We start from the raw sequence: 24,219 nt of genomic DNA, 5'->3' as shown, positions 1-24,219 counted from the left end.
AACCTTAAAATAAAACTGAAAAAAAGAATTTTAACAGATACAGTAATTTTTCCTTCGAACCCCTGTGAAAGCCTATTGTATTTAGAGAAATAATATCAAATCACACAATTATTTTTAGTTTCGTAGTAACTCTCTTATTTGCATATTAAAGAGCTTATGGCCATGTGATTATAGCCTATATGCTGTGCTTCTTCGCTAGTTCACCAAGTCTATTATAATCAGTATGTCACCTGCTTTATGGCTACGCTTAATTTATATTTTCGCCATAATAAAGGTGTCATCTTATGAGCGATAATGTGGCAGCCCAGAAATAATAAGCCTAATGTATACTATTAGTCGATTGCCACGCCATATTATAAAATTGGGATAGCGTACACTTTACCGACTAGGAGAGAGCTTTTGCAAAGCCTTTTGCATACGCTCCATAGCTTCTTGTATCACTTCATCAGAAGTAGCATAAGACAGTCTAATACAGTTAGGCTCTCCAAAAGCAGCACCATCTACTAAAGTAACTTTGGCTTCTTTTAGAATATACATACAAAAGTCCTCTGCAGTTCTAATAGCTTGCTCTCCATCTGTATAACCAAAATAATAGCTGATATCTGGAAAAAGATAAAAAGCACCAAGTGGTATATTGCATGTAACTCCTGGTAGGTTGCTTATACCCTTTATAGCCAGATCTCTTCTTCGTTTATAAATAGCTCGCATCTCTGCTATAACTTGCATGTCTACATCAAAAGCAGCTAAGGCTGCTCGCTGAGAAATAGAGCAGGTACCAGAAGTAAGCTGGCCTTGTATTTTTTCGCAAGCTTTAGCAATCCATAGGGGAGCAGCCAAATAACCTACTCGCCAACCAGTCATAGCATAACTTTTAGAAAAGCCATTAATAGTAACTACTCGGTCTTGTATACTAGCTATAGAGCCTATGCTTGTAAAATCATCTGTAAAATTGATATGCTCATAAATTTCGTCAGCAACTACTAACACATGCTTATGTCTTTCCAATACTTCTGCTATAGCCATTAAAGAAGATTTCGATAACACAGAACCTGTTGGGTTGCTCGGAGAAGAGAAAATAATGGCTTTTGTTTTATTTGTTATGGCTTGTTCTAATTGTTCGCTAGTAGGCTCATAATTGTTTTCCTTACTTCCTTTTAAGAATATAGGCTTGCCACCTGCTAGTTGTACAATAGAAGCATAACTTACCCAATAAGGTGTATATACAATTACTTCATCGCCAGGGTTTAATAAACATAGAAATAGGTTGGATAAAGATTGTTTGGCTCCTGTGGAAACAACAATTTGTTCTGGCGTACAGATAATGTTATTTTCCTTAGCTAGTTTTTTTGTAATGGCAGCTCTTAAATCTAGGTAGCCAGCTACAGGTGAGTAAGTAAAGTAAGACCCGCTATCAATAGCTTCTTTGGCAGCTTGCTGTATGTATAGAGGTGTTGGGAAATTAGGTTCTCCTATGCTTAAGTCACATACATCATAACCTTGTGCTTTTAATAATTGAGATTGCTTATTCATGGCCAAGGTAGCTGATTGCGGTAGTAGGTTTATACGGTCAGAAAGAAATTCGGTCATGCTTAGTTTATATTAAATAGTATAGAGTTGCTATTATTTGAATGGTACAAATTTATATGGATAAGCTGAAAGTTCTATATGTTATGAGAAAGGAAATATAGGAGCAAACGTTATATATTCTTGTCTTTGTCTTTTATATAGCCATTACCCTTATTTTATTAACCGGCAGAGATATACAAGCTACTATAATAATTATTGTTAAGGCTATGCCAAGCCAGCTAATATATATCTTTTGCTTAGATAATAATATGGGTGAGGTAATTGTTGTTTATGCGGATTACTAGTCTATAAGTGTGTATTGTACAGTAGTTACCACACGTATATGCTTTTTTGTAGGTATATGCGTATCTTCTATAGAGAATAACCCTTGTGTTGCATGGCATATATTGCCTACTTTACTGCCTGAATCTTTAGCAAATTGCTCAGCGGCCTTACGTGCTTCTAGCGTAGCTTGTTGGATCATAGCTGGTTTAAGCTCGTTTAGTTCAGTGAAAATAAATTTGTAGCGATGTTCCCATCTATCAGCGTCAAGGACAATACCTCTTGCAACTAATTCTTCAGATTTTTGTAATGCCTGTTCTAAACCAGCGACATTATCGGAGCGAACTGTAATGGTTAGTTGGGCTGCATATCTAAGCTTTCTATCTGCTCTATAATTACTAGCTTCTTTATCGTCAATTTCAGGTACGCCATAAGTAATTTCTGTTGACTTAAATCCTAGCTTGGATAAAAATTCTGTGATTACATTACGTTGCTTTTCAATTTTTTGTTTTAAAATAACTAAATCATCGTCTGCTACACGGAAACAGACAGGCCATATCCCTAAATTGGCGGCCACATCTCGTTCAGCTAGTCCCCTTACTGTTACACTTCTTTGACTTTGGCGCGATTTAAGGAGATAAGATCCTAGGATAGCACTGGATATAATAAAAGATAAGCTAAGTAACATGATTTTTAATAAACCATAGTTCCGTGTATCAAATGTATTGTTCATAACAGGATAATTTAATATAAATTAAGAGCTTTATCGTAAATCAACTATCTCCAAATCTGTATATTCTGTTGTATCAAATTCAAAATAGCTGTCTTCTAAATCCACATCTAACACTGCATTCATGATCATAAAGCTATGTGTTATCTCATTGTTATCAAAAGCTTTAATGTGCTTTATTTGATGACTTTTTCTTCCAATAGTTAAGCTAAGGTGTTTAATAAAATTATCTTGGTCACTAGCTATTAATTCCAATATATCATACTCTATTTTATCAATGGTAATGGACTTCAAAGCAATAGGTATAAATCCTTGCTGGTGTATATGCATAAGTTGTATCGGAGAAAATAGTGCTGCTTCTTCATCTTCAAAATTATTAATATGTACTTCATGAAGTTCTGGTAAATAATTCCATACAATTTCTCCATTACTAATTACAACTTGCTCGTCTAATACAATTTTGTATCTATTGCCTTTTGCCCATACCTTCCCTTTTATTTGTTGTGGCTCTTCAGCATCTTTTTCTTGTCTAGTATAAATAAAATCTGCTTGAAAGCTGTTGGGCGTTTTAATGTTCGCTAATACTTTTCTTGCTTGGCTATGTGGTTTGATTTTTGCCAGGCTAGGAGATGAATAGCAACATAATATAAAAACCAGGCAACTTAATTTCTTATACATGTTTCTAGCTTTTATATAGTTAGTAATTGTTGCTTGATAGTTATTTTATACATTCTCTTGCTGACTACGAAGAATCATTTCTAAACTGCGTTCATCCGTTATTAATACTTCTCTTGCCTTACTTCCTTCAAAGGGTCCTACAATACCAGCTGCTTCCAACTGATCTATTAGTCTGCCTGCTCGATTATAGCCGAGTTTTAATTTTCTTTGTATCAGTGAGGTGCTTCCTTGTTGGTGTGCTACAATTAGTCTAGCTGCTTCTTCAAAAAGTGGATCAATGTCTCCTAAGTCTAGCTCTGCTCTGCTATCGTCCTCATCTTCCTCATAAGCAGGTAGCATATAAGCTGACTCATAACCGCGCTGAGCACCTATATAATCACAAATATGTTCTATCTCATGTGTATCTAAGAAAGGACATTGCAACCGAATGATAGATGAATTCATGGCAAGTAGCATATCTCCTTGTCCTACCAATTGCTCTGCACCACCTGTGTCTAATATAGTTCTAGAATCTACTTTAGAAGTAACCCTGAACGATATACGTACAGGAAAGTTGGCTTTAATGATACCAGTAATAACATTTACGGATGGCCGTTGGGTAGCTAACACCAAATGTATACCAATGGCCCTAGCTAGCTGGGCTAACCTAGCAATAGGCATTTCTACTTCTTTACCTGCTGTCATCATCATATCAGCAAATTCATCAATAACTAATACAATATAAGGTAAAAAGCGATGTCCTTTTTCTGGGTTAAGCCTACGTTTGACAAATTTGTCGTTATATTCTTTAATATTTCTAGTGCCTGCTTGCTTCAGTAATTCGTAGCGAAGATCCATTTCTAAACATAGCGAGTTAAGGGTATGGACTACTTTCTTTGTTTCAGTAATAATAGGTTCCTCGCTTTGTGGAAGCTTGGCTAAAAAGTGACGTTCTAAGTGGCTAAAAAGCGATAGTTCTACTTTTTTTGGGTCCACCAACACTAGTTTGAGTTGTGAAGGATGCTTTTTATAAATCAATGATGCAAGCAATACATTTAAACCAACAGATTTTCCTTGCCCAGTAGCACCTGCAATAAGCACATGAGGCATACGTGCTAAATCTACTATTACTGCCTCATTGGAAATACTTTTGCCTAATACAATAGGCAATTCCATGTTACTTTTTAAAAATTTATCGCTCAGCAACATATCTCTAAAAGGTACCATTTCTCGATTTTTGTTAGGTACTTCAATACCAATAGTCCCTTTGCCAGGGATAGGAGCAATAATACGGATGCCTAATGCAGCTAAGCTAAGTGCTATATCATCTTCTAAATTTTTAATTTTAGAGATTTTAACGCCTGCTTCTGGTACAATTTCATATAAGGTAACAGTTGGCCCAATAGTGGCTTTTATACTAGAAATCCCAATTTTAAAATCGGTTAGCGTTTTTACAATTTTATCTTTGTTTTGCTCAAGCTCTTCTTGGCTAACTTCTTTTTTAAGAGCTTCTCTGACCTCTAATAAGTCAACAGTAGGGTAGTGGTATGCAGAAAGCTCTAGCTTTGGATCATAATCTTCTAATGTATTTTCTGTACTAAGGTCTTTTTTGTTTTCATGCAATAGAGCACTGTGATTTGTAGTAATAGTGCTATTATTTTCTTCTATAAACTTTGATGGTGCATCTTCTTCTGATACAGTAGTATCTACGATAGACAAAGGTACTTCGGCAGAAGTATTAGCATATATTTTCTCGTTTAAATAAGCATGTTTGGAATTTTCTATTTCCTCCTCTTCTGATTCTTTATATTCATCATCCGTTTCTTTTAACTCTTCTTCTGGCTCTAGAAATCTACTAAATGATGCATTTGTAGGATTACTGGTTTGTGTAGAAGTAGAAAGCGGTGATGTCTTTTGTATAGGTTCGATCTTGGAAGAACTTGTCTTAATAAAAGGAAATAAATTTCTAAATGAAGTAATATTAAAATAGTAAATGATAAATATTAATAAAACTGTACATAAAAAGATAAGGGTACCCCAGCCCAGCAGACTATCAAATAGTATACCTAATTCAAAGGCTACACCACCCAATAAATTATCAAACAGTTCTTTGGTTGGGAATAATAAAGCTATGTAGCCCAATGCTACATTTACCCAAAGTATGCCAAACACAGAAAAAGCAGTTGCCCGATAAAGACTCCAAGTCTTCCAAAATCTGCTTTGAGTAAACTTAGCACCTAGTAGATAAAGTGGAGGAATGATGAGAAAGGCGGTTATGCCTAGCCATCTAAACATAAAATAGTAGGAAGCCATAGCTCCCACAATACCTAGCCAGTTATGCATAAGTTTTCCAGCGTTTTTTATGCCTAGTTCTTGAACTGATTCTAAGACTCCCTGGTCAAATCTCCCATGTACAAAATGTGAAATAAAGGCAATACATAAAAAGCACGCTATTCCTTGGATTAGAATACCTATTGCCACTCTTAGACGATGGTCTATAGAAAAGCTAGGTAATGTAAATCTTCTTTTCTTTTTGCTGGGTGTGTCGTTCTTTCCTTTATAGGTATTCTGTACAGTTGCCATATTAATTTAGAGAAATTATTCAGTGGAATAGCTTTATAAGCATAGTCTGACAAAGGTAACAGAAAATATATAATGGATAAAATACTTCTGGCAGCCACATTAAAAAGAAGGAAATCTTACCTATTCTTATTTTGGTATTGTTAAATTAAGATAGGCAGCTGATTATTTAGCTTGGCCATTAGCAGGTTGAGCGATTTTTCTATCATGTGCACCTGTTTGCTATAGCATTTTCCTTTACGCTTAAATCTTGCTAAATAGTGCCTAATTAAGCTATTATATCCTTCCACTGTATAAGTTTCTGATTTGCTTTGTCGGTGTTTATCTTTTGGAATAAACTGCTGGTAGCTTTTCCAATAATCACTACAATACAGCTTGCCTATATCCTTGACGCGCTCCCATAACTTCAATCCGGTTTGTGTCGAGCGATCTCCACACACATATGATATAAAACGCTTGCTCAATCTATCAACAGCTATCCATATCCAGCAGTAGACTTTTTTGAACCCACATATGTGTGTATTTCATCCATCTCGACTATATCTACTTGATCTTGTCTTTCTGGTAAACTTACTTGATCTCCACATGCTTTTACCCATTGATAGACTGTTCCATAGCTTATGTTGAGTATACGGCCTATAGCTCGAAATCCTAATCCTTCTAAGTATAATTGCAACGCTTTTCGCTTAGTAGATACAGGTTTAACATCTGATTTGTGACTAACTGTGTAAGGGAAACGGCAACTTTTACACTGGTAGCGCTGTCTACCTCTAACAATTCCATCTTTACAGCTTTGAGTATTATTACATCGAGGACAATTCATACTTTTTCCTCTAACTTACTAATCCTATCCCAATTTAACAATACCCTTATTTTTTATATATCAGATACTTAAATATCGTATTTCTATTTCAAATAGTTGTACTTCTATTGCTGCGGATATTGTAGAAAGTTTGATAATTGATACAGCAGAGTAGGTATAGCTAAAGTAATTGATAGACAATTAACCAAATTAAACGTAAGAGGTAAACTAAATGTAAAATAAGTTGAGTATTATATTACTTCTATTTAACATCAAACAAAAACATTGCCTTAGGGCTATTTGTGCTAATGCTATTATCTTATATCTTATTTTGCTGGTTGCAAGTAAATTTTAGTAAGCTGGTTGTTATTATTAGCCTTGGATATTTTTTACATTTGTTTGCAGCACTAAATCGCTGTATTAAGACGTAAGCTATAATGCTATAAACATGTTAGTACTAATGTATGGCTTAATGGATTTAGGCTAATAAACACAAAACCATATTACATGTATATAGGTTAGCTGCTCTTATACAAGAAGTTTATAAAATAGATATCACAGCAAGATGGACAAAAGATGGGTGTTTCAAACTATGCCAGAGCCTACTGTGGTTGCATCATTAGCCAATGCTATTGGCGTAGATAGCTCTATTGCTGCTTTATTGGTACAAAAGGGAGTAACTGATTTTAATCAGGCAAAAGATTATTTTAGACCTTCGTTAGCCGATCTGCACGATCCGTTTATTATGAAGGATATGGATAAGGCAGTAGGCCGTTTACTGCGAGCTATTGAGAACCAAGAAGAAATATTAATCTATGGCGACTATGATGTGGATGGAGTTACATCAGTATCGTTGGTATATGGCTTTTTGAAGCAATATCATAGTAAGCTACAATTCTATATTCCAGATAGATATAAAGAAGGTTATGGGGTTTCTAAGCAAGCTATCAACTGGGCTATTGAGACAGGTATTTCCCTAATTATAACATTAGACTGTGGTATAAAAGCCACAGAATGTATTCAACAAGCCCAGATAGCAGGAATTGATGTAATTGTATGTGATCACCATGAACCAGGTGAAGGCCTGCCACCTGCCTATGCAATTTTAGATCCTAAACAAAAAACATGTCCTTATCCTTTTAAAGAGCTTTCTGGTTGTGGGGTTGGTTTTAAGTTACTTCAAGCTTTTGTATTAAAGCAAAACATTTCATTAGACATCCTCTATCGATACCTGGACTTAGTAGCTATTAGCATTGCCTGCGACTTAGTTCCACTCACGGACGAAAATAGAATACTTGCTTACCATGGACTAAAGCGCTTAAATAATAGTCCTTCATTTGGCATACAAGCTATTATACAAGTTGCTAATTTACCCTGGACATTAGGAATTTCACAATTGGTTTTTGGTTTAGGGCCTCGCCTTAATGCAGCAGGCAGGGTGGACCATGGTAGCTTAGCTGTAAATTTACTTTTGGCAGAAGATTCAGTGACTGCTAGCTCGCTAGCACGTCAGATTGAAGACAAAAATGGTTTTAGAAGATACTTAGACAGTACTATTACAGCAGAAGCACTTCAGTTGATGAAAGCTAGCGATGCAAGTTTAATAGCTAAAACTACGGTGCTTTTTAAAGAAGACTGGCACAAGGGAGTAATTGGTATTGTTGCTTCTAGATGTATAGAACATTATTACCGTCCTACCATCATTCTTACAGCTTCTGGTAATAAGGCTACAGGTTCTGCACGTTCTGTGGCAGGCTATAATATATATGAGGCCATTACCGAATGTGCTGAGCTATTGGAACAATATGGAGGGCATGCCCATGCAGCAGGCCTTACATTACCTTTAGAAAATATTATATCTTTTCAAGAACGTTTTGAGCAAGTTGTCTCTAGCACTATTTCGCAAGAATTGCTTATTCCTGTTCAAAAAATAGATTTGTTGCTGCCGCTTGAAAAGGTTACCAATAAGTTTTATAATATTCTTAACCAGATGGCTCCTTTTGGTAATGGTAATATGAGGCCTGTATTTGCAACAGAGTTAGTGATAGCTACTAAATATAGAATTCTTAAAGAAAATCATTTAAAACTAACGGTACAAGAACCTGCTTCAGGCATCTGTATAGACGCTATTGGTTTTGGATTAGCAAAATATGCCCATTTGGTGTGTGACCGTAAGCCATTTAAGATAGCTTATACCATAGAGAGAAATAATTACCAAGGGCAAGTAAATTTACAACTTAATATTAAAGGTTTACAGCCAATATAGTTACCTTAGCAGACAACAATTTTAGAAACAGAATTTTATAGCTATTATTTATTTTATGGAGCTTAGAGCTGAAAACCTTGTTAAACAATATAGAAAACGACTAGTAGTAAATCATGCTTATGCTGCAGTATCTCAAGGAGAAATTGTAGGACTTTTAGGACCCAATGGCGCTGGGAAGACTACTACCTTTTATATGTTAGTAGGCCTTGTAAAGCCTGATGCAGGGGAAGTATACTTGGATGATCAACCCATTACTAAGCTGCCTATGTATAAAAGAGCACAGTTAGGAATTAGTTACCTTCCACAAGAAGCTTCTATATTTAGAAATTTAACGGTAGAAGAAAATCTGATGGCCATTTTAGAACATACTAATCTTTCTCCTCAAGAAAGAAAAGAAAAAATGGAATCTCTACTCGAAGAGTTTAGCATTACCCACATTAGAAAAAATCAAGGAAAAGTACTTTCAGGAGGTGAGCGTAGAAGAACAGAAATAGCTAGAGCCCTAACGATTGATCCAAAATTTGTGCTTTTGGATGAACCTTTTGCTGGGGTAGATCCGATTGCTGTAGAAGAAATACAGCATCTAGTTGCCAAACTCAAAGATAAAAATATTGGCATACTAATTACCGATCATAACGTAAATGAAACGCTTTCTATTACAGACCGGGCTTATCTGATGTTTGAAGGTAAACTTCTTAAATCTGGTACAGCCGAAGAGCTAGCAGAAGACGAACAGGTGCGTAGGGTATATTTGGGTAAACACTTTGAACTCAAGCGTAAGTTTTAATATGGTTACTTGCTAGTTTACACACTCACAAGTGTGCTCTTAAACCAAGCATTCATAAAGTTAATGTTAGCTATAGGGGGGATAAATAAGAAAATTTCTCAATACAATAACCTATTAACTCAGGTTAGGCAAGAGGATTAAAATTTCCTTTTAAGAGTTCAATCAATATATTAATTATTTGCTAAAAACTGACTTCTAGCTAAGGGGAACTTGTAAAGTTTTTCTGTATAATATAACTTTATCTTATTTAAGAGGACCATAGCGTGAGCGATCATCACCATATTTTCTGCAGATTGCACATAGTATGCTCATACTAAATAGACTCAATTATTTGTGAAGACAGTTTCTAACTTGTTAGTATAAAACAATCTGATACTAGACAAGTTAACTAAACTCTTTTGGCTGAATGAAACCAATATGGAATGCCTGTATGCTGCTTAAATGGAAGCTTATCATAGACATTAATCAATAAAAAATACTACAAAATACTACAAAATACTACAAAATACTACATTGATAATTATATAGGCTATTTAGCAAATAGATTGTAGCGGGATCTTAAAAACAAATTTAACTTGCTAACAATTCCCAATATTGTAAAAGCCATTTGTGTAACGTATTAATTATGCAGGAATATATAATCTTATGAAGAACACACTACTATTTCAGAAAGTTTTAATAAAACTAAAATTATAGCTACTGTAGTGCCTGCTAGTGGGAGCAAAGAAGTGCTTACACAATTGATTGAAGCTGGCGCAGGTATTATCCGCTTAAATTTCTCACATGGCACCTATACAGCTCATCAACGAGTCATAGAACATGTGCGCACTATTAACCAAGAGTTAGGCAAACATGTTTGTTTACTACAAGACTTACAGGGGCCTAAGATTAGAATTGGTTTATTAAAAGAGGAAACTATACATCTAGTTAGTGGACAAGAATTAGCACTTACACCTGAAGTAATATTAGGTACTGAAAACCGAATAACAACCACATACACTAACTTAGCACATGAAATAAAAATTGGTGATACTATTTTGGTAGATGATGGTAAAATTGTATTAAAAGCTATACGTAAAGAAGGAAACGAGCTAATTACAGAAGTAATTCATGGTGGCGATTTACGTTCCAATAAAGGACTTAATTTGCCAGCTACTAGGCTCTCTACGCCCTCCCTTACAGAAAAAGACCGGGAAGATTTAGCTTTTGGGCTTCAACAAGATGTAGAATGGATAGCTCTTTCTTTTGTTAGAAATCCGCAAGATATTATAGAGCTCAAAGAAATCATCAAACAATCTGGCAAGAACACTAAAGTAATTGCTAAAATAGAAAAGCCAGAAGCATTAGAACATATTCAGGAAATTATAGCAGCAGCAGATGCCCTTATGGTAGCCCGAGGAGATTTAGGTGTAGAAATTGCTATGGAAAAAGTACCTATGGTACAAAAGAATATAGTAAGCTTATGTAACCGAGCTGGCAAACCTGTTATCATAGCTACCCAGATGATGGAGAGTATGATAGAAAATCCTCTGCCTACCCGGGCTGAAACTAATGACATAGCCAATGCAGTTATAGATGGTGCTGATGCTTTAATGCTTTCTGGTGAGACAGCATTAGGAAAATATCCTATTAAAGTAGTTGCCGAAATGAAAAAGACTATTTTAGTTGTTGAACAAACTGCACCTATCTACAATAGATACCAAGATATCTCATCCACATCTCCAACCTTCTATAATGATAGTTTGGTCAGAACAGCCTGTAGGCTAAGTCATGATATTCAGGCTAAAGCTATTATATGCTTAACACAAACAGGATGGACAGCTTTAGAGCTAGCCAAGCATAGGCCTCAGGCAAATATATTTGTCTTTACAGATAATCAGTCTCTACTTAACAGCATCAACTTGATTTGGAACGTAAGAGGATATTATTATGATAGTATGGTGTCTACAGACCAGACATTTGCTGATATCGAATCTCTTTTGACAAAAAACAATTACTTAAAGTCAGGCGATGTATTTATTAGTATGGCTAGTATGCCTATTCATAGTAAACAACGTACCAATATGTTAAAGATTAATAGAGTATCTTAAACATAGTTAGTTTTAAAATGCTAAAAAATATTACAACCAATGGTATAATCTGCACGCAATTATCGTAGCAGCTCTAGTGTAACATAGCTCAACTTTCAGTATTATTTAACGTCCGCATTATGTTAGCCTTGCATTATAAACATGCACGTACTAACGGGGCTCTAATGCCATTATCGTCCGTATAGAGTTTCGCTTCATATAGATACTGAATTATCAATAACAAGCACACCTCCTTTTTCTTGCTCACGTTTAGAAATATCATTTTGTGCATATTTCCATAAATGTTTTGGCTCCAATCGGCTTTTTATTTAAAAACCTAGTAAATCTTATCAGATTTAATCTGGCTGTCTAAGAGAGTAGATTTGCCAATAGCTGTAGCATATTGATGGTAACAGATGAATTAATTAGTGCAAATATCAAGAATATTCTATTATATTTTTCCTCTTTCTATTATAAGAGAAATTTTACAGCTTTATCCTAAGCTTTTCAAGCTACTTCCACGTAAGTAAAATTAAAGTTTGCTATTTAAAAGGTTGTTAATATAAACTATTTATACATCAATAAATATAGAAATAATTGGACGGGCCGCTCTGATTTTGAATAACACTTGGTCCTCCTTCCAAACCTGGCTATATAATGCTTAACATTAGCATTATGGACTCTATATGCGTAAGTACCTTTTTAGATACCTTATGCTTGTATTTACCCACAATTGCTCATAAGCAGGTAAATTATCCATACTGTCAAACAGCTTGAAATTTATGTGTTTGATTTGACTCCAAAGACGTTTCCCTATTTTTGCTTCCCAATTCCCAGAAACAAAGTCAAGTATATTTTCCCTCTATTCCACTACTGCTTTCCTTTGGTTACCCTTATCTTTGGCATGATAAACTTGTATCTATTCCCCTGCTGCTCTTTACTCATTTCAAAACTGTTAGATTGCTCACCTCCTAATACGCGCGCCCTATTTCCCTAAATTCCATATGCTCTAAATACAGATACAGATGGATAGTCATCTTTTGTGATCAATATTTCTCATTTACGACCATCCTCTTCTACAAAGTTAAAGCCACAGCTTTTGCGATTATGCTACTACTTACATCTAATTCCCCCACTGTTTACTATTTGCTCTGATTAGCATCTTCCACATTTTATCTTATCTTTTTAATCGTTAATCAAGTATCTATTTATTATTTAGCAACCCCCGCATAGTAATAAATTAGCACACAAATTTTTAAATAACTCTTTATTATGTATTATATACTCTTCAGCTAGTTTACCTAATTTATCTATATTCCTACTGTCATCCATCCTACTTTGAGATTGAGGTATAGGTATTTGCAGGCGGTAACTATGTGGATAGAGCGTAGACATGGCCGTCCGAGACCATTCACTATCAGCACTCATCATCATTTCTATAAGATTTGGTTTCACTCCAAGCATCCACCCTAGAATACCAGCAGTTTGTAATTTAGAAACTTCTTTAACGCAGAGTTCAATATTTGGCTTACATACGCCCGTACCAATGGAAACCACAATAATATCTTTTTTATCAGGCACCTTTTCCATAGAATCTAAAACTATAATAGCTATAAACTCAGGGTTATTAGCCCAGATACCACCATCTACTTCATGTAGAATATTGCCTCGCTCATCATACATCACCTTTGGAGCAAAATAGGTCGGTGCTGCACTAGTAGCACCTGCTATATCCTTGAGATAATGGTCTGTCTGTAGCCCTAGAATAACTTTCTGGGTTGCCCATACATGAGGAAGTGCTTTGTCCAACGAGTACGAAATGCTAAGAGCAGGCTTAAGTGTCTGACTTAGCTTAACATCCCCTAGAAGCTCTGCTAAAGCAGCATCAAGGTTCTTTCTATTGTACCTAGGCCTCCATAGGCCCCAACCTGTATATAGGTTATGTACCCATGAGGAATAGAAAATTTTGGGCCCCTGTTGCCTATAAAATCCCACTACGTCACCGGCTTTATATTTGGCACCCCCTTGCTCGTTAGGAGTAACCAATGCTAAACTCAGCAGGCTACCTGTGGAAGTACCTATCACTACATCAAATAGTTCAAAGATATGTTTCCCAGTTTGCTCTTCCATTCCCTGTAAAATACGAGCAGGGATTATACCCCGTATGCCTCCTCCATCAATAGAAAGGATACGAAATTTTTTATTACTAGAAGGATTACCTAAAAGTAAGGAGCTAGATGGCTCGGCTACTTCTCCAGTAAATTTGTAATAGCGCATAGATGTATAGTTTATCAAATAAGTATCAATAATAAGTGTAGTCCAGAGCTTTATACTTGATAGCCACAATGCTCTTGTTGTAACTACTCAGAGCTCGGGACTATCCTAATTCTACTATTATTGGGCGCACAGAATTATTTATAGATAGCATATTCGTACACTCATGTAAAAACCGCTTACCATATATGCTGATACTATCAAAAAACATATTTAATAACCATCATCAACTCTTCAAGCTTAGCTAATTCGCCTTGGCTTACTGATAATACAAAAGAATAAGTATCAAGCTGGATACCATCCTTATTGCCTTTACACAATTTCCACTCATCAATTCTTGATAATTCTATATTATTTGTATCAATCTTTATTGAATACGTTGCTGGATTCTCTTTAACCTTAGCAATGAACATTACATTCTCAATCTTCGCATTGAGTGACTGGACAAAGTAAGGTAATCTTGATTTATCGATTGTAAGGCGAACATCTCCCTTATTTTTAAGCATATGCCATTCATTAGGCATATCATGCTTTATATTGAGTGCAATATGCAATCCGGTTTGTTCAAGTTGTTGCTTAATATCAGCTAACTTGCTTTTTAAATTACTTTCGGCTAATGTTTTCAAAGAGCTGCCACCTTCCCTTGCTGTATATTTTACGTGTACAATAAGATCAGCAATGGTATTATAATCAAATTGTCTGATTTCTTTTGGAAGCTCCAATCTCCAGCCACTAATGGCTCCCGTTCCTTCAAATGGCAAGTAACGTTCATCTCTAAAATTTAATTCAAATATGCCACTATCATTTTGTGCATTACTGGTAGCAATGGATTGGATAGCCCCAATATTATAAATGAAACGTTCATCGTTACCAGGATCCTCTGCATAGCCCGTACCAGCATTTGTATTTTTTCTGTACCGGTTATTAACAAGGGATAATTTGGCGCTAACAGAAGTGTAGGGTCCTGCTATACAGGGGAGACTAATACTAACCAATTTAATTCTTCTGAAATATTGCCCTGGATGATCCATATCATATAGCACCTCAGGAATTTCAAAATCACAAACTCCGGTTGCACGAAGTCTTATTAACGCCAAAGGATCTAATTGGGCAAGGGAAATATGCTTGGTAATTTCATACTCACGTTTGTTTTTATCCAAATAGCTGATTTCCATTCGTTTGATATCATGTATCAAGTGATCGGCACTTTGCAGACCTTTTTTCAAACTGTCCCAATAGCCATAGGAAATAAATGTGTCGTCATTGCCTAATTCAAAGCGATAGCTACGTTCTGCTTTTTTGGCAACATCATAGGCTAATTGATAAGATTTGAAATATACAGCGCTGATCTGCCCAATCATCCAGTCATACAATTCCTTATTGGTAAATTTGGAATGCATGAATTCATCCGTCTTCTTAGCATTATCTATTTGTAATTCATGATTTCTCAAATCAGTTTCAGCTATTTCTTTTCTAATTTCTGCAGCAACAATTTGCTTGTCAATGGAATCTATTTCTTTTTGAGCTAGACACTCCTGGAGTTTCCAATCATCAAAACGCCTTCCATAACCTGCTAACGTAGAGGCTCTGCCTGCTTGGTAAGAGAACATATTTGCCATGTTGCCCTCTGAACCTGCCATTGCCTGCAACGCACTTATAATATTCTGTGTTCCCCACTGAGTATTTACATGGGGTGAGCCTCCAAAGCCAGATACACCAATTGTAACATTTGGCAAGTAACCTAACAGAGATGCGGCAATATTAATCTGTTGAGCAGCTTGATGTTTATCATGGGCTGATTCTAAGAGATTAAGACTTAACTGTTCACCTGCAATTATTTTTTGGATTTGAGCATAATATTTATGCCGTTCCTCGGTAACTATTTTCGTCCTTTTCAGTACCTCTATCTGCTCTTTGGCTTCATTAATCTGTAGAACTTTAATGTCTCTTACAGCATTTAATACTTTTAACTCCAGCTCATTCCTTAATAGGGATAAAGCCTCGGCATCTTTTTTCTCCAGGGCTTGTAAAAGCGAATTTCCTAATCCTCTGACTTCCTGAGCTAACTCGGTGGCTTTTTGAGAAAATACATTGAAGCGATAATATGGAGTGGGAACATTTAAGCCTGTCAATACCGAAGTGATATCCAAACCAGCAGCAGTAGCCCGCACCAGCACACCTGGATCAATAGGCGGTGCGAATAAGGCAAGACTACGTTCTACACCATCAATATTCTGGCAATGCCTAATTTTGAACAGTCGGTCTTCAATGCGGTCCCAATACTCCAGCAATTTGTCGTTTTGTGGAACGCAGAAATAGGGAATAGGTAATGAACTTGGTGTGGCCGGAAGCTCTGTTCCTTTTTCAGGAAGCACAGACAAGTCGGGGAGTATGTTTTCCAATTCAATGAAGACATTCCCAAAAGTATCCAATTTCCTTTCTATCTGATTATACGTTTCATACGGTTGCTCTACTGCAGTGGGAATGATTCTTGGTTTAGGACCCAGGAGTTTATCTGCCAGTATATACATCTGTGTAGCCTGCGCTATGGATTCCATCGTATCTTGCCGGAACAAATGATCACCCCATTCCGTGAGGTTATCAATATACTTCATTAATACAGCCTTTTGATAGGCTACGGGCCTGGACCATGCAATTACGTCGGGGCTGAATGGCTTATTCCTCCATTTTTCAATAGCAGATTCCAAATCTCTGATTTCCTGAGGGTCTGGCTCTGTGGTACTGCTTTCCGAAGTGTCTGACTCTGTGGTGCTGCTTAGCCTTAACAAAGTATCGATCTGCTGGTTAATGTAGTCTGTATCTTGATTTAAGTAGAAGGGTTTGGTAACCCAATATTTCTGTACACCATTGCCGCTTAATGCGCCTGTTGGATTGAATATATAATGGAACCAGGCAAGCGCCTCCTCAAACCGTTGGTTCTTGGTAAGACTGGTAGCAATGTGGAGCGGAATACGGAAGAATAAATCCCAGTTATAGACGCTATAACTACCCTCAATCGTAAAATCTAGGTCTTCAATAGGGTATGACAACGATCTACTTCCATTTTTATTTTTCAGGAATGTCTTAGGAATCAGTTGCTTGTTAGGATCATAATGTTTTTCAAAATCAAAAACGGTTTTAAACAGTTGGGTGTCTCGCTTCATCAATCCGGATATACCTTCCTTATTGAGAATGGTTCTCAAATAACAAACTAAAGGATGATAGAGATTTTTAAATTGTTCTCCATATATCAGTCCTTCCTCGTTTTTAAGTTTGTTCAGAAATTCATCGAATTTTGTGTCACCGTCCTTTGTATTTCCAATTAAAAAATTAAACAAAATATCAAAAGATTCATATTTAGACATTTTCTTCAATATTTCCCAAAATTCTGCATCGGTCATTAACTTTTGAATAGCTTCATTGGCATCAGATGGCAGATTGGCCACAAACTTCATAACCCAATTGTTAATGTCGTTTATCAATGGGAAAATATCAGAAGCAGTTCCCTTCACGGCATCAGTTAGTGAATAGCCTTGCTGATCCTTTTGCAATTTTTTATAAAATCCAGGAATGATCACATAAGCGTGATTGCTGTCTTCTTTAAAATAGGGGAGTAAGGTCCCTAAAGGCATTTTAAATTGATCTATCCTAAATAGTGGTGCCTCTATACTACTCCTAGTTTTTCTGAATAAAGAAGACAAGAGGGTTCTAAGTGCTAGCACAAGCAAATCAATATTGGTTAGCTGGTGTGGATAAGTAATGCGGAACTTATTGGGGGTTTTTTCCAAAATTTCATAAGAACGCTCGAGATTCTGGAAGATAGAAATTACGTTTTTGACTACTAAATCATCAGTAGCTCTGAAAGGGATTTCATTATAGCGCTGAGCCTTTAGCTCCATACCTTTAAAATCAGGATAGAAATCGGGAAAATGACCTAGTTTTTCCTGAACTAACAATTCTGGATATCCTTTACAGCCTGTTAGGTTGAATACACCATTTCTTTGATAATAATCTTCAATTTTCTCAAGATTGCTAAATATTAATATCTGATCAAATTGTTGTAGATATAAAAGATGGTACTTATCTCTTTTTAAATTTAAATCCTCTTCATTAGCTGTAGCAATAGAAGGGGTAAGTATTCCTTCTTTGGATACCTTTTTGGGTTGCCATTTTTTATTAGAATATTCGCTAATAGCAAGCTGTATTTTTAATTTTTTTCTTGGTTTATCAATAGATTGCTCATCAGTCCTTTGTTGGTCAGGAAGTTTAGCGCCTTGACCTGGATCCGGTCCTTCACTGAAAATAGGCCATGCCAGATGCAGGCGATTGTTACGCATAAATGCCAATAAATGGTCTCCAGTGATATCCAGTTCCACTTTCTCCCAAGGTGTCCAATAGCGTTCTTGCTCGAATCTCCTGTAGTAGTAGATAGCAGGATCGCCCCCTTTGGTACGAGCAAATACATGCATCACTTTGGTATCAGTCTGATACCAGCTTGCCATTACTTCTAGAAATGCAATGTTATCTAGCTTCTCCAGATATTTTATAAATGCTTCATTGGCTGTGTTCTCTGTGAGCTCATTTTGCTGTAACTCATTAATAAACTCAGTTAACAGGTAAGACTTGCCTTCTGTCAGCGTAACATCATACCAGTTTTCCGGATATAGGAATACTTTACGATTAGCTTCCCAAACCCGATAGTTTTTCATCCATTTCCACTGATTCCAGTTAGGATCTTTATCCACATTTACAATAGCCTTAGATTCAAGGCCCATCAGGCAACGTTGTACAAACAGTTGTATGCTGTTGTGGGCCTGCACAATACGAGAAGATGGCATACAGGCCTCCATTTCTACATCTATCAAGAAATGATCATATAAATCATTCACATCTTTGAACTTAGGCTTGTTAGGAGCATCAGGATTACGAGCTAATAAGTAAGCCACCAATGCATCTCGTTTTTGAAGACGAATAGCATCCATAATTTCCTTGAGGGTTCCCAACCAGGTATCTTCATCGTATCGCGCTTTTAAAGCAGCGCGGAGTATTCCTACTTCGTCTGTGGAAAGCGTAGGCTGTATGTACTGTTTGATTTGGGCTACATCCGAATTCAGTTTTCGGAGATATTCAGCACATGCTATCACTCGGTGCCAGTTGTCCGCTTCTTGATAGTGTGATATTATGTCCCCTCCTCCAAACAAGTGCGCATCTATAGCATCTATATCGGCTTTTTCATATCCTATAAGCAGAGAAAATACAGTAAGGAACTGGCTGCGGGTAACTGTACTTGCTGTTTTACGTAGCATGTCGGCTAACGTATAAAAAGATATAAGATGTTCTGCATCGCTAGGATTAGGAACAGGACTAAGCTGTTTTTTTAGATCTAATAACTTGATAAAGTTGATATATTGTTGGAAATCAGCAGGTGTTTGTCCGGTATCGGTATCGTAGGGTATGCTATCTAACTTTAACCAATTTGCATCGTTGTTATATTGAAGATGCCACTTTAAATCACTGTTATTAAGCCCAAAGGCTTGTACAAATGGTAAAAACTTATGGAGGAAGCGAATTGCTGCAAATTGTTTATCAAATTCTGAACTTGTAATTGCTGGTAAAACGGGGACAACATGTGTTGTATCTATACCAATCAAAGAGTCGTCCATAAGAATATCACCAAGTAGACCGTCGTCAGGAGCAAATTTTTTCAGCTGAGCATACTTTAAGGCAATTTTTACCAACTCTATATCTGCTTTAAAACTATTCGTAATGATTTGCTCCAAAATATCTCTTTTACCTATAAGACGCTGAAATAGAGCAAGAGAATCTAAAAGTGCCTGTAAAAGGTTTTTTGAGGCTATATTATATTTTGTTAAAGTTATATTTAGCTCATCTTCGGCTGCTGTCAGCGCAGCTTGTGCTACAGCAATTTCTGCAGGAGTACGTGCTTTATTTAGGGTTTCTCTTGCGGTTTTTACAGAATGTAATGTTTTCACATATGGAATTGCAGCATCTTCTATTTCCTTGATTTTACCTTTTTCCTCGATTTTATCTTTAATCGGCTTAATCAGAGAGATATCTAATAACTTACCCAATTTCTTATCAACAATATCATTTACTTCTTTAAAAAACTCCTTTACCTTTTTTTCAATAAATTCCTCTACCTTGGTTGCATCTTCTACCTTGGTTGCATTACTACTCCAATTCTTATCAATGAACCCTATTAAGGTTTTTACATCTTCTTCTGTGATTATATCTTCTTCTCTGTCTACATCTTCTTTTACACCAATAAGCTTTGTCAATTCTTTTTGTAAAGTTTCTTTCTGCTCTTCAGCTGATAATTTATCATCAAAGAGCGATTGATTGTCGGTGAAGTTTGATTGATATTCTTTTTGAAGTTTTTTCAGAATTTCTATAACGTTTTCATCACTAATAACCCGAGCTGATATATTTTGTGCTTTATGATGAAACATAAATTCAAGATCAGCAGGTTTTAGCGGTGACTTTTTGATATCACCCACTAATTGAATGAAATCGAGTGTATACTGCGGTGAATCAGAAATGCTCTTTCCGGGAGTCTTTATTTCCGATAAGTTAGTTAGTATTACAAAATCTTCTGTTTTTAGCTTTAGTTTACTCATCAGCCTTGAGGCCGCAAACAGAAAGCTCAGATTGGAAAAAGTTAAATTTGCATCTGAAGGTAAGAGCAGTAAATCTTTATTGAACAGTTCTTTTTCTTTTATTTGCAAACAAGTTGAGATAGATGTCTGTAACTCTTGTATTTTTATTGGAGCCCATCCCGGAGGTTTCGATGCTGGATTCTTAATTCCTGCTTCGTTAGATAAGATATTTTCAACTAATAGCTTTTCCTCAATAAATCCATTTTTAGCTTTGTTAAGGAAGATCTGATGATAAAGAGGTTTGGGGCTTTCTTCATCCAATATTATGTAGGGAATCTCCCCGTAAAAGCCAATTAATTCTTCAAGATTGATTGTAGTCCTTTCAGAAATTTCTTTCAACCGAGATAGCATTATCAAGCAATCATTATCTAATTTGTTTTTGCCTAACGCAGGCTGGCTGATCATTTCATCCAGCACTTCATATTTCCATCCGGTTTTCTTTTGCAAGCGAAGGAAACGATGGATTCTGTCCAGTGCTTCTAGATCCAGATTAGGTATTTCTTTTTTTGCAGTATCACAACTCAGATTCTTATGCTTGATGAATAGGGTGCCGGTCTGGTCAATGAACTTGAGTTTTAGTAATAACTCTAGTTCCTTATAGGTAATTCCCGTTTTATCAAGAAAGTGATCCACTTGCTTCATATAATCCACTACATTATCAGGGCCAGGCACATTCCAATATTCTTGCTGGTCAGCTAAGGTTGGTTTTGGAGAAACAATAAGAGTTCTTTCAGCATCTGTTAAACCTAATTTTTCTGCAGCAATGGATCCGTCAGGCGGAATTATGAGCCTAGTCAGAGGGGTAAGTGGGGGAGTTGAAGGAACGGTAGTTCCAGCTGTTTGGAATGCCTTCATAATCTCTGCCCGATTTACCCCAAAGCGGTCGAAATAGGCCTTGGCCTCAGTATGGTATAAGTCAAACGGAAGGGTAAAGGCAAACTTACTTTCGCTTAGTTTTTTATAAGCTTCTTTATTCACATATTCCGGTGCTGCATCTAACTCCTCGGCAGAGGATAAAGTTTGTCTGAGTCGATATATTTTATAAGTATTTGCACCGTTATTTACAATTTTACATACGGCTTTGGAATCACGCACGTAATGCGGCAAAACATCTGCTGGATCGTTGTTTGTCTCTGTTTCATAAATCACAGCCTTATCAGTAACCGGAATGTTGGCATTGGTAAGGGCATTATTGGTAAGAGTTTTAAGTAGCTCTGTAGAGATTTTGCCTTTCAGGGGGTCTGCGCCATCTGATAATAAGCCTGTATAATCAATACCTGGGTCAGGAGTTATGGCTTCTTCTAATAATTCGCATACTAAATCAATATATTTTACCGGTGTATTGGCATTTGCACAACTCAGATCAATCTCACCTAGGTCAGGCCTACGATTAAATAAGACATCTTTAGCATTAGTAGATACCTGGGGCGCGTTCAGATCAACTACGGCCCTTTTGTCTAGCGACTGTAATAATTCTACTAGATACGCAGCCGGGCTGTAAACCGAACGGCAATGTTCACAGGCACAGGTATCGGTAAGTTTGAAGAGTGTTTTGAGGTTAGGAAAGTCATCACTTACTGACGCTAGCTTTCTGGAAATAGCATCCTTGTTGAAAGATGCTATATCAGCTACTCCTGCGATATCCTGTAATTGGCCCGCCAAAATCATGGCAGCTGTATGCTTGGCTTCTGCTTTATGATAGATTTCTGTTGCTTCTCTCTCGTCGATACCGACTTTGGGAGCGAACTCTTCTATGAAACGGGTTTTACCAAGGGCTGCAATGTGCTGAGAAGAATGAATGTTTTCTTGAAGTAATGCTAAAGTTTTACTATAATTTGGAACCAGTTTAAAGACTCGCTGTACTCTTTTCAATTCGTCTACTATAAGATTAGCATCTTTCTTGTCTATTTCTTTCGCTTTCAGGTACAGATCTAGGGTATCTTTAGTAAGGTCGAAATCTTCGTACTTATTGAAAAAAGCAACCATTTTATCTTGATTATTAAGAATAGGGTTCTTTTCTCTTTCTAGTTGAGCAGCAAAGGCAATGGTAGGGAATACCTTTTCAAATCTTTGTACTATAGATAAAGCATAAGTGTTGATCAAATCTTTATCTGCTGTATCTCCCTTAATTTTTGCTATTTCTTTTATCCAGTCAGCTGTGTTGAGTTTAGCCAACTTTCTAATGTCTGTTGGATTTTTAATTTTATACTTCTTTATTATCTGTGGAATAATTTCATTGCCAAAACCAAACAGTTGTCCCAAAGCGATATGGGTTTTCGCATCGGTAGCTTTTGAATCAACATTGAAGAAAGAGCTATCAGTAATCTTGTCAAAAAAGGTATTAAAATCGTTTTGGTTCTCTTTAAATAGGGTTGCTATTTCCTGTAATTTCCCTTCTGTCACAAAACGACTTATTACCTCAATAGCTTTTTGAGGATGTTGATTTTTATAATATTCCTCAGCCTGATCTCTATATTTCTGTAGTTGTTTTATATAGCCGGCACTCTCATTAGTTAATTTAGGACCCACTATCATTTCTGCTATAGCTGCTTTGAGATCTTCTTGTATAGCTTCAGGTTTTGCTAAGGCAGCATCATATAAGAGAATTTGAGGATCATCTTGTATTCCAATAGAAAATCGGGTACCGAAAAACGGACTGGATGGGTTCTTCAGCAACGTATTTTTGCGTAATAAAGCATAAAAGAATGCTGGCTCTATTTCTGAAATTTCCCCCATTTTATGTGCCACCACCAAATACACTATCTTTTCGGCAGGAACTTCTAACTCTTTAGAAAGAAAGGTTATATCCCGCTGGTCTTTACTTTCCTGTAGTTCAGTAATGTCGATTTTGTCGGCTAAAGAAGTAACTTCTTTAAGTAAGAAATCATACTCAATAACTTCTACCGGAATTGGTTGGGCGAGAGTGATATTGATTTCTTCCCTTTCAGCAGCGTTGAACCGTACTTCATCTACAGAAGACTTGTAAAGCTCTATATTATTTACTGGTGTTAATATTCTCACTGCTATATCAGCTGTTTTTTTCTCTTTTCCGCTCAGTTGATCGTATGTCCAGCTCAATTCATAAGCACCATCTCTATTGGTATAAGTATCTGCCAGAAGTTGCCAATCTCGCATATCTATATCATAAATTTCAACTTTAATATTTGGGAGGGGAAGGCTGTTACCATCGGTAACTTTGCCGACTACAAGGTTTATTTTTTGATTATTGGTGGTTGTTGCCATGATCTTCTTATTTTAAGGCTTTGATTTTGTTGATGAGGGTTTTCCTTTATTACCTTTTCTACATGGACCTAAGCGGTACGCTTGCTAGGAAGAGGGGGAGAACCACGGCAGTGAAGGAGGGTAGCAGGAAAATTGCTAACCTGTAATTTAGTGTTAGCTTTTAAAGCTAATAGCAGTTTTATACTTTTCATAGTATCAAAAATTTAACGTTGCTATTAAGTTTCAAAGTAGTCTACTAATTCTAAGAGTCGCCTATGAATAAAACAAGCATAAGCGGAAATAATTT

10 protein-coding genes and 2 pseudogenes are annotated in these 24,219 nt (G+C 36.4%); 3 read left to right on the top strand and 9 right to left on the bottom strand.

Going from position 1 to position 24,219, the window contains the following annotated elements; genetic code table 11:
- Positions 1 to 378: 378 nt before the first annotated feature.
- The 5 genes from AASI_RS07315 to AASI_RS08490 all read right to left on the bottom strand — a co-directional run bounded on the left by AASI_RS07315 (position 379) and on the right by AASI_RS08490 (position 6,638).
- A complete protein-coding gene (locus AASI_RS07315) occupies positions 379 to 1,587 on the bottom strand; it encodes a pyridoxal phosphate-dependent aminotransferase (RefSeq protein ID WP_012473458.1) in 1,209 nt (402 codons plus the stop codon).
- 280 nt (positions 1,588 to 1,867) lie between these two features.
- Entirely contained in the window at positions 1,868 to 2,581 is a 714-nt protein-coding gene (locus AASI_RS07310; RefSeq protein ID WP_012473457.1) for an SIMPL domain-containing protein, read from the bottom strand.
- A 30-nt stretch (positions 2,582 to 2,611) separates the two neighbouring features.
- Positions 2,612 to 3,256 carry a LolA family protein gene (locus AASI_RS07305; RefSeq protein WP_012473456.1) on the bottom strand — a complete coding sequence of 215 codons (645 nt, stop codon included), beginning with the start codon at positions 3,254 to 3,256 and terminating at the stop codon, positions 2,612 to 2,614.
- A gap of 45 nt (positions 3,257 to 3,301) precedes the next feature.
- On the bottom strand, positions 3,302 to 5,818 hold the full coding sequence (locus AASI_RS07300; RefSeq protein WP_012473455.1) for an FtsK/SpoIIIE family DNA translocase: 2,517 nt from the start codon (positions 5,816 to 5,818) through the stop codon (positions 3,302 to 3,304).
- A gap of 140 nt (positions 5,819 to 5,958) precedes the next feature.
- Positions 5,959 to 6,638, bottom strand: a protein-coding gene (locus AASI_RS08490) for an IS1-like element ISCaa4 family transposase (protein WP_148204986.1) whose coding sequence is annotated in 2 segments (ribosomal slippage) — positions 5,959 to 6,320 and positions 6,320 to 6,638 — 681 coding nt in all. Because the reading frame shifts where the segments join, the coding sequence is not laid out codon by codon here.
- A 544-nt stretch (positions 6,639 to 7,182) separates the two neighbouring features.
- On the opposite strand from AASI_RS08490, the gene recJ reads away from it, so the two are divergent.
- The 3 genes from recJ (at position 7,183) to pyk (ending at position 11,760) form a co-directional block, all read left to right on the top strand.
- Positions 7,183 to 8,883 (top strand): single-stranded-DNA-specific exonuclease RecJ, encoded by a 1,701-nt coding sequence (recJ, locus tag AASI_RS07285; RefSeq protein WP_012473454.1) that lies wholly within the window; start codon positions 7,183 to 7,185, stop codon positions 8,881 to 8,883.
- Positions 8,884 to 8,938: 55 nt separating this feature from the next.
- Positions 8,939 to 9,670 carry an LPS export ABC transporter ATP-binding protein gene (gene lptB / locus AASI_RS07280; protein ID WP_012473453.1) on the top strand — a complete coding sequence of 244 codons (732 nt, stop codon included), beginning with the start codon at positions 8,939 to 8,941 and terminating at the stop codon, positions 9,668 to 9,670.
- A gap of 662 nt (positions 9,671 to 10,332) precedes the next feature.
- Entirely contained in the window at positions 10,333 to 11,760 is a 1,428-nt protein-coding gene (gene pyk, locus AASI_RS07275; protein ID WP_044282910.1) for a pyruvate kinase, read from the top strand.
- Positions 11,761 to 12,306: 546 nt separating this feature from the next.
- On the opposite strand, the pseudogene AASI_RS09400 reads toward pyk, so the two are convergent.
- The 4 genes and pseudogenes from AASI_RS09400 to AASI_RS07265 form a co-directional block, all read right to left on the bottom strand.
- Positions 12,307 to 12,595 (bottom strand): annotated as a pseudogene (locus AASI_RS09400) (IS1 family transposase); the annotation flags it as partial.
- A gap of 66 nt (positions 12,596 to 12,661) precedes the next feature.
- Positions 12,662 to 12,849: pseudogene (locus AASI_RS09395) on the bottom strand (IS1-like element ISCaa1 family transposase); the annotation flags it as partial.
- A gap of 105 nt (positions 12,850 to 12,954) precedes the next feature.
- The gene (locus tag AASI_RS07270; protein WP_044282909.1) at positions 12,955 to 14,016 is read right to left on the bottom strand and encodes a patatin-like phospholipase family protein; all 1,062 of its coding nucleotides are present in this window, start codon (positions 14,014 to 14,016) and stop codon (positions 12,955 to 12,957) included.
- 197 nt (positions 14,017 to 14,213) lie between these two features.
- On the bottom strand, positions 14,214 to 23,933 hold the full coding sequence (locus AASI_RS07265) for a Tc toxin subunit A-related protein (protein WP_012473450.1): 9,720 nt from the start codon (positions 23,931 to 23,933) through the stop codon (positions 14,214 to 14,216).
- Positions 23,934 to 24,219 lie beyond the last annotated feature (286 nt).

The sequence above is a fragment of the Candidatus Amoebophilus asiaticus 5a2 genome (genome assembly GCF_000020565.1).
Lineage (GTDB): Bacteria > Bacteroidota > Bacteroidia > Cytophagales > Amoebophilaceae > Amoebophilus > Amoebophilus asiaticus.
The sequence above is the reverse complement of the archived record's forward strand: the minus strand, read 5'-3'. Positions and strand labels throughout refer to the sequence as shown.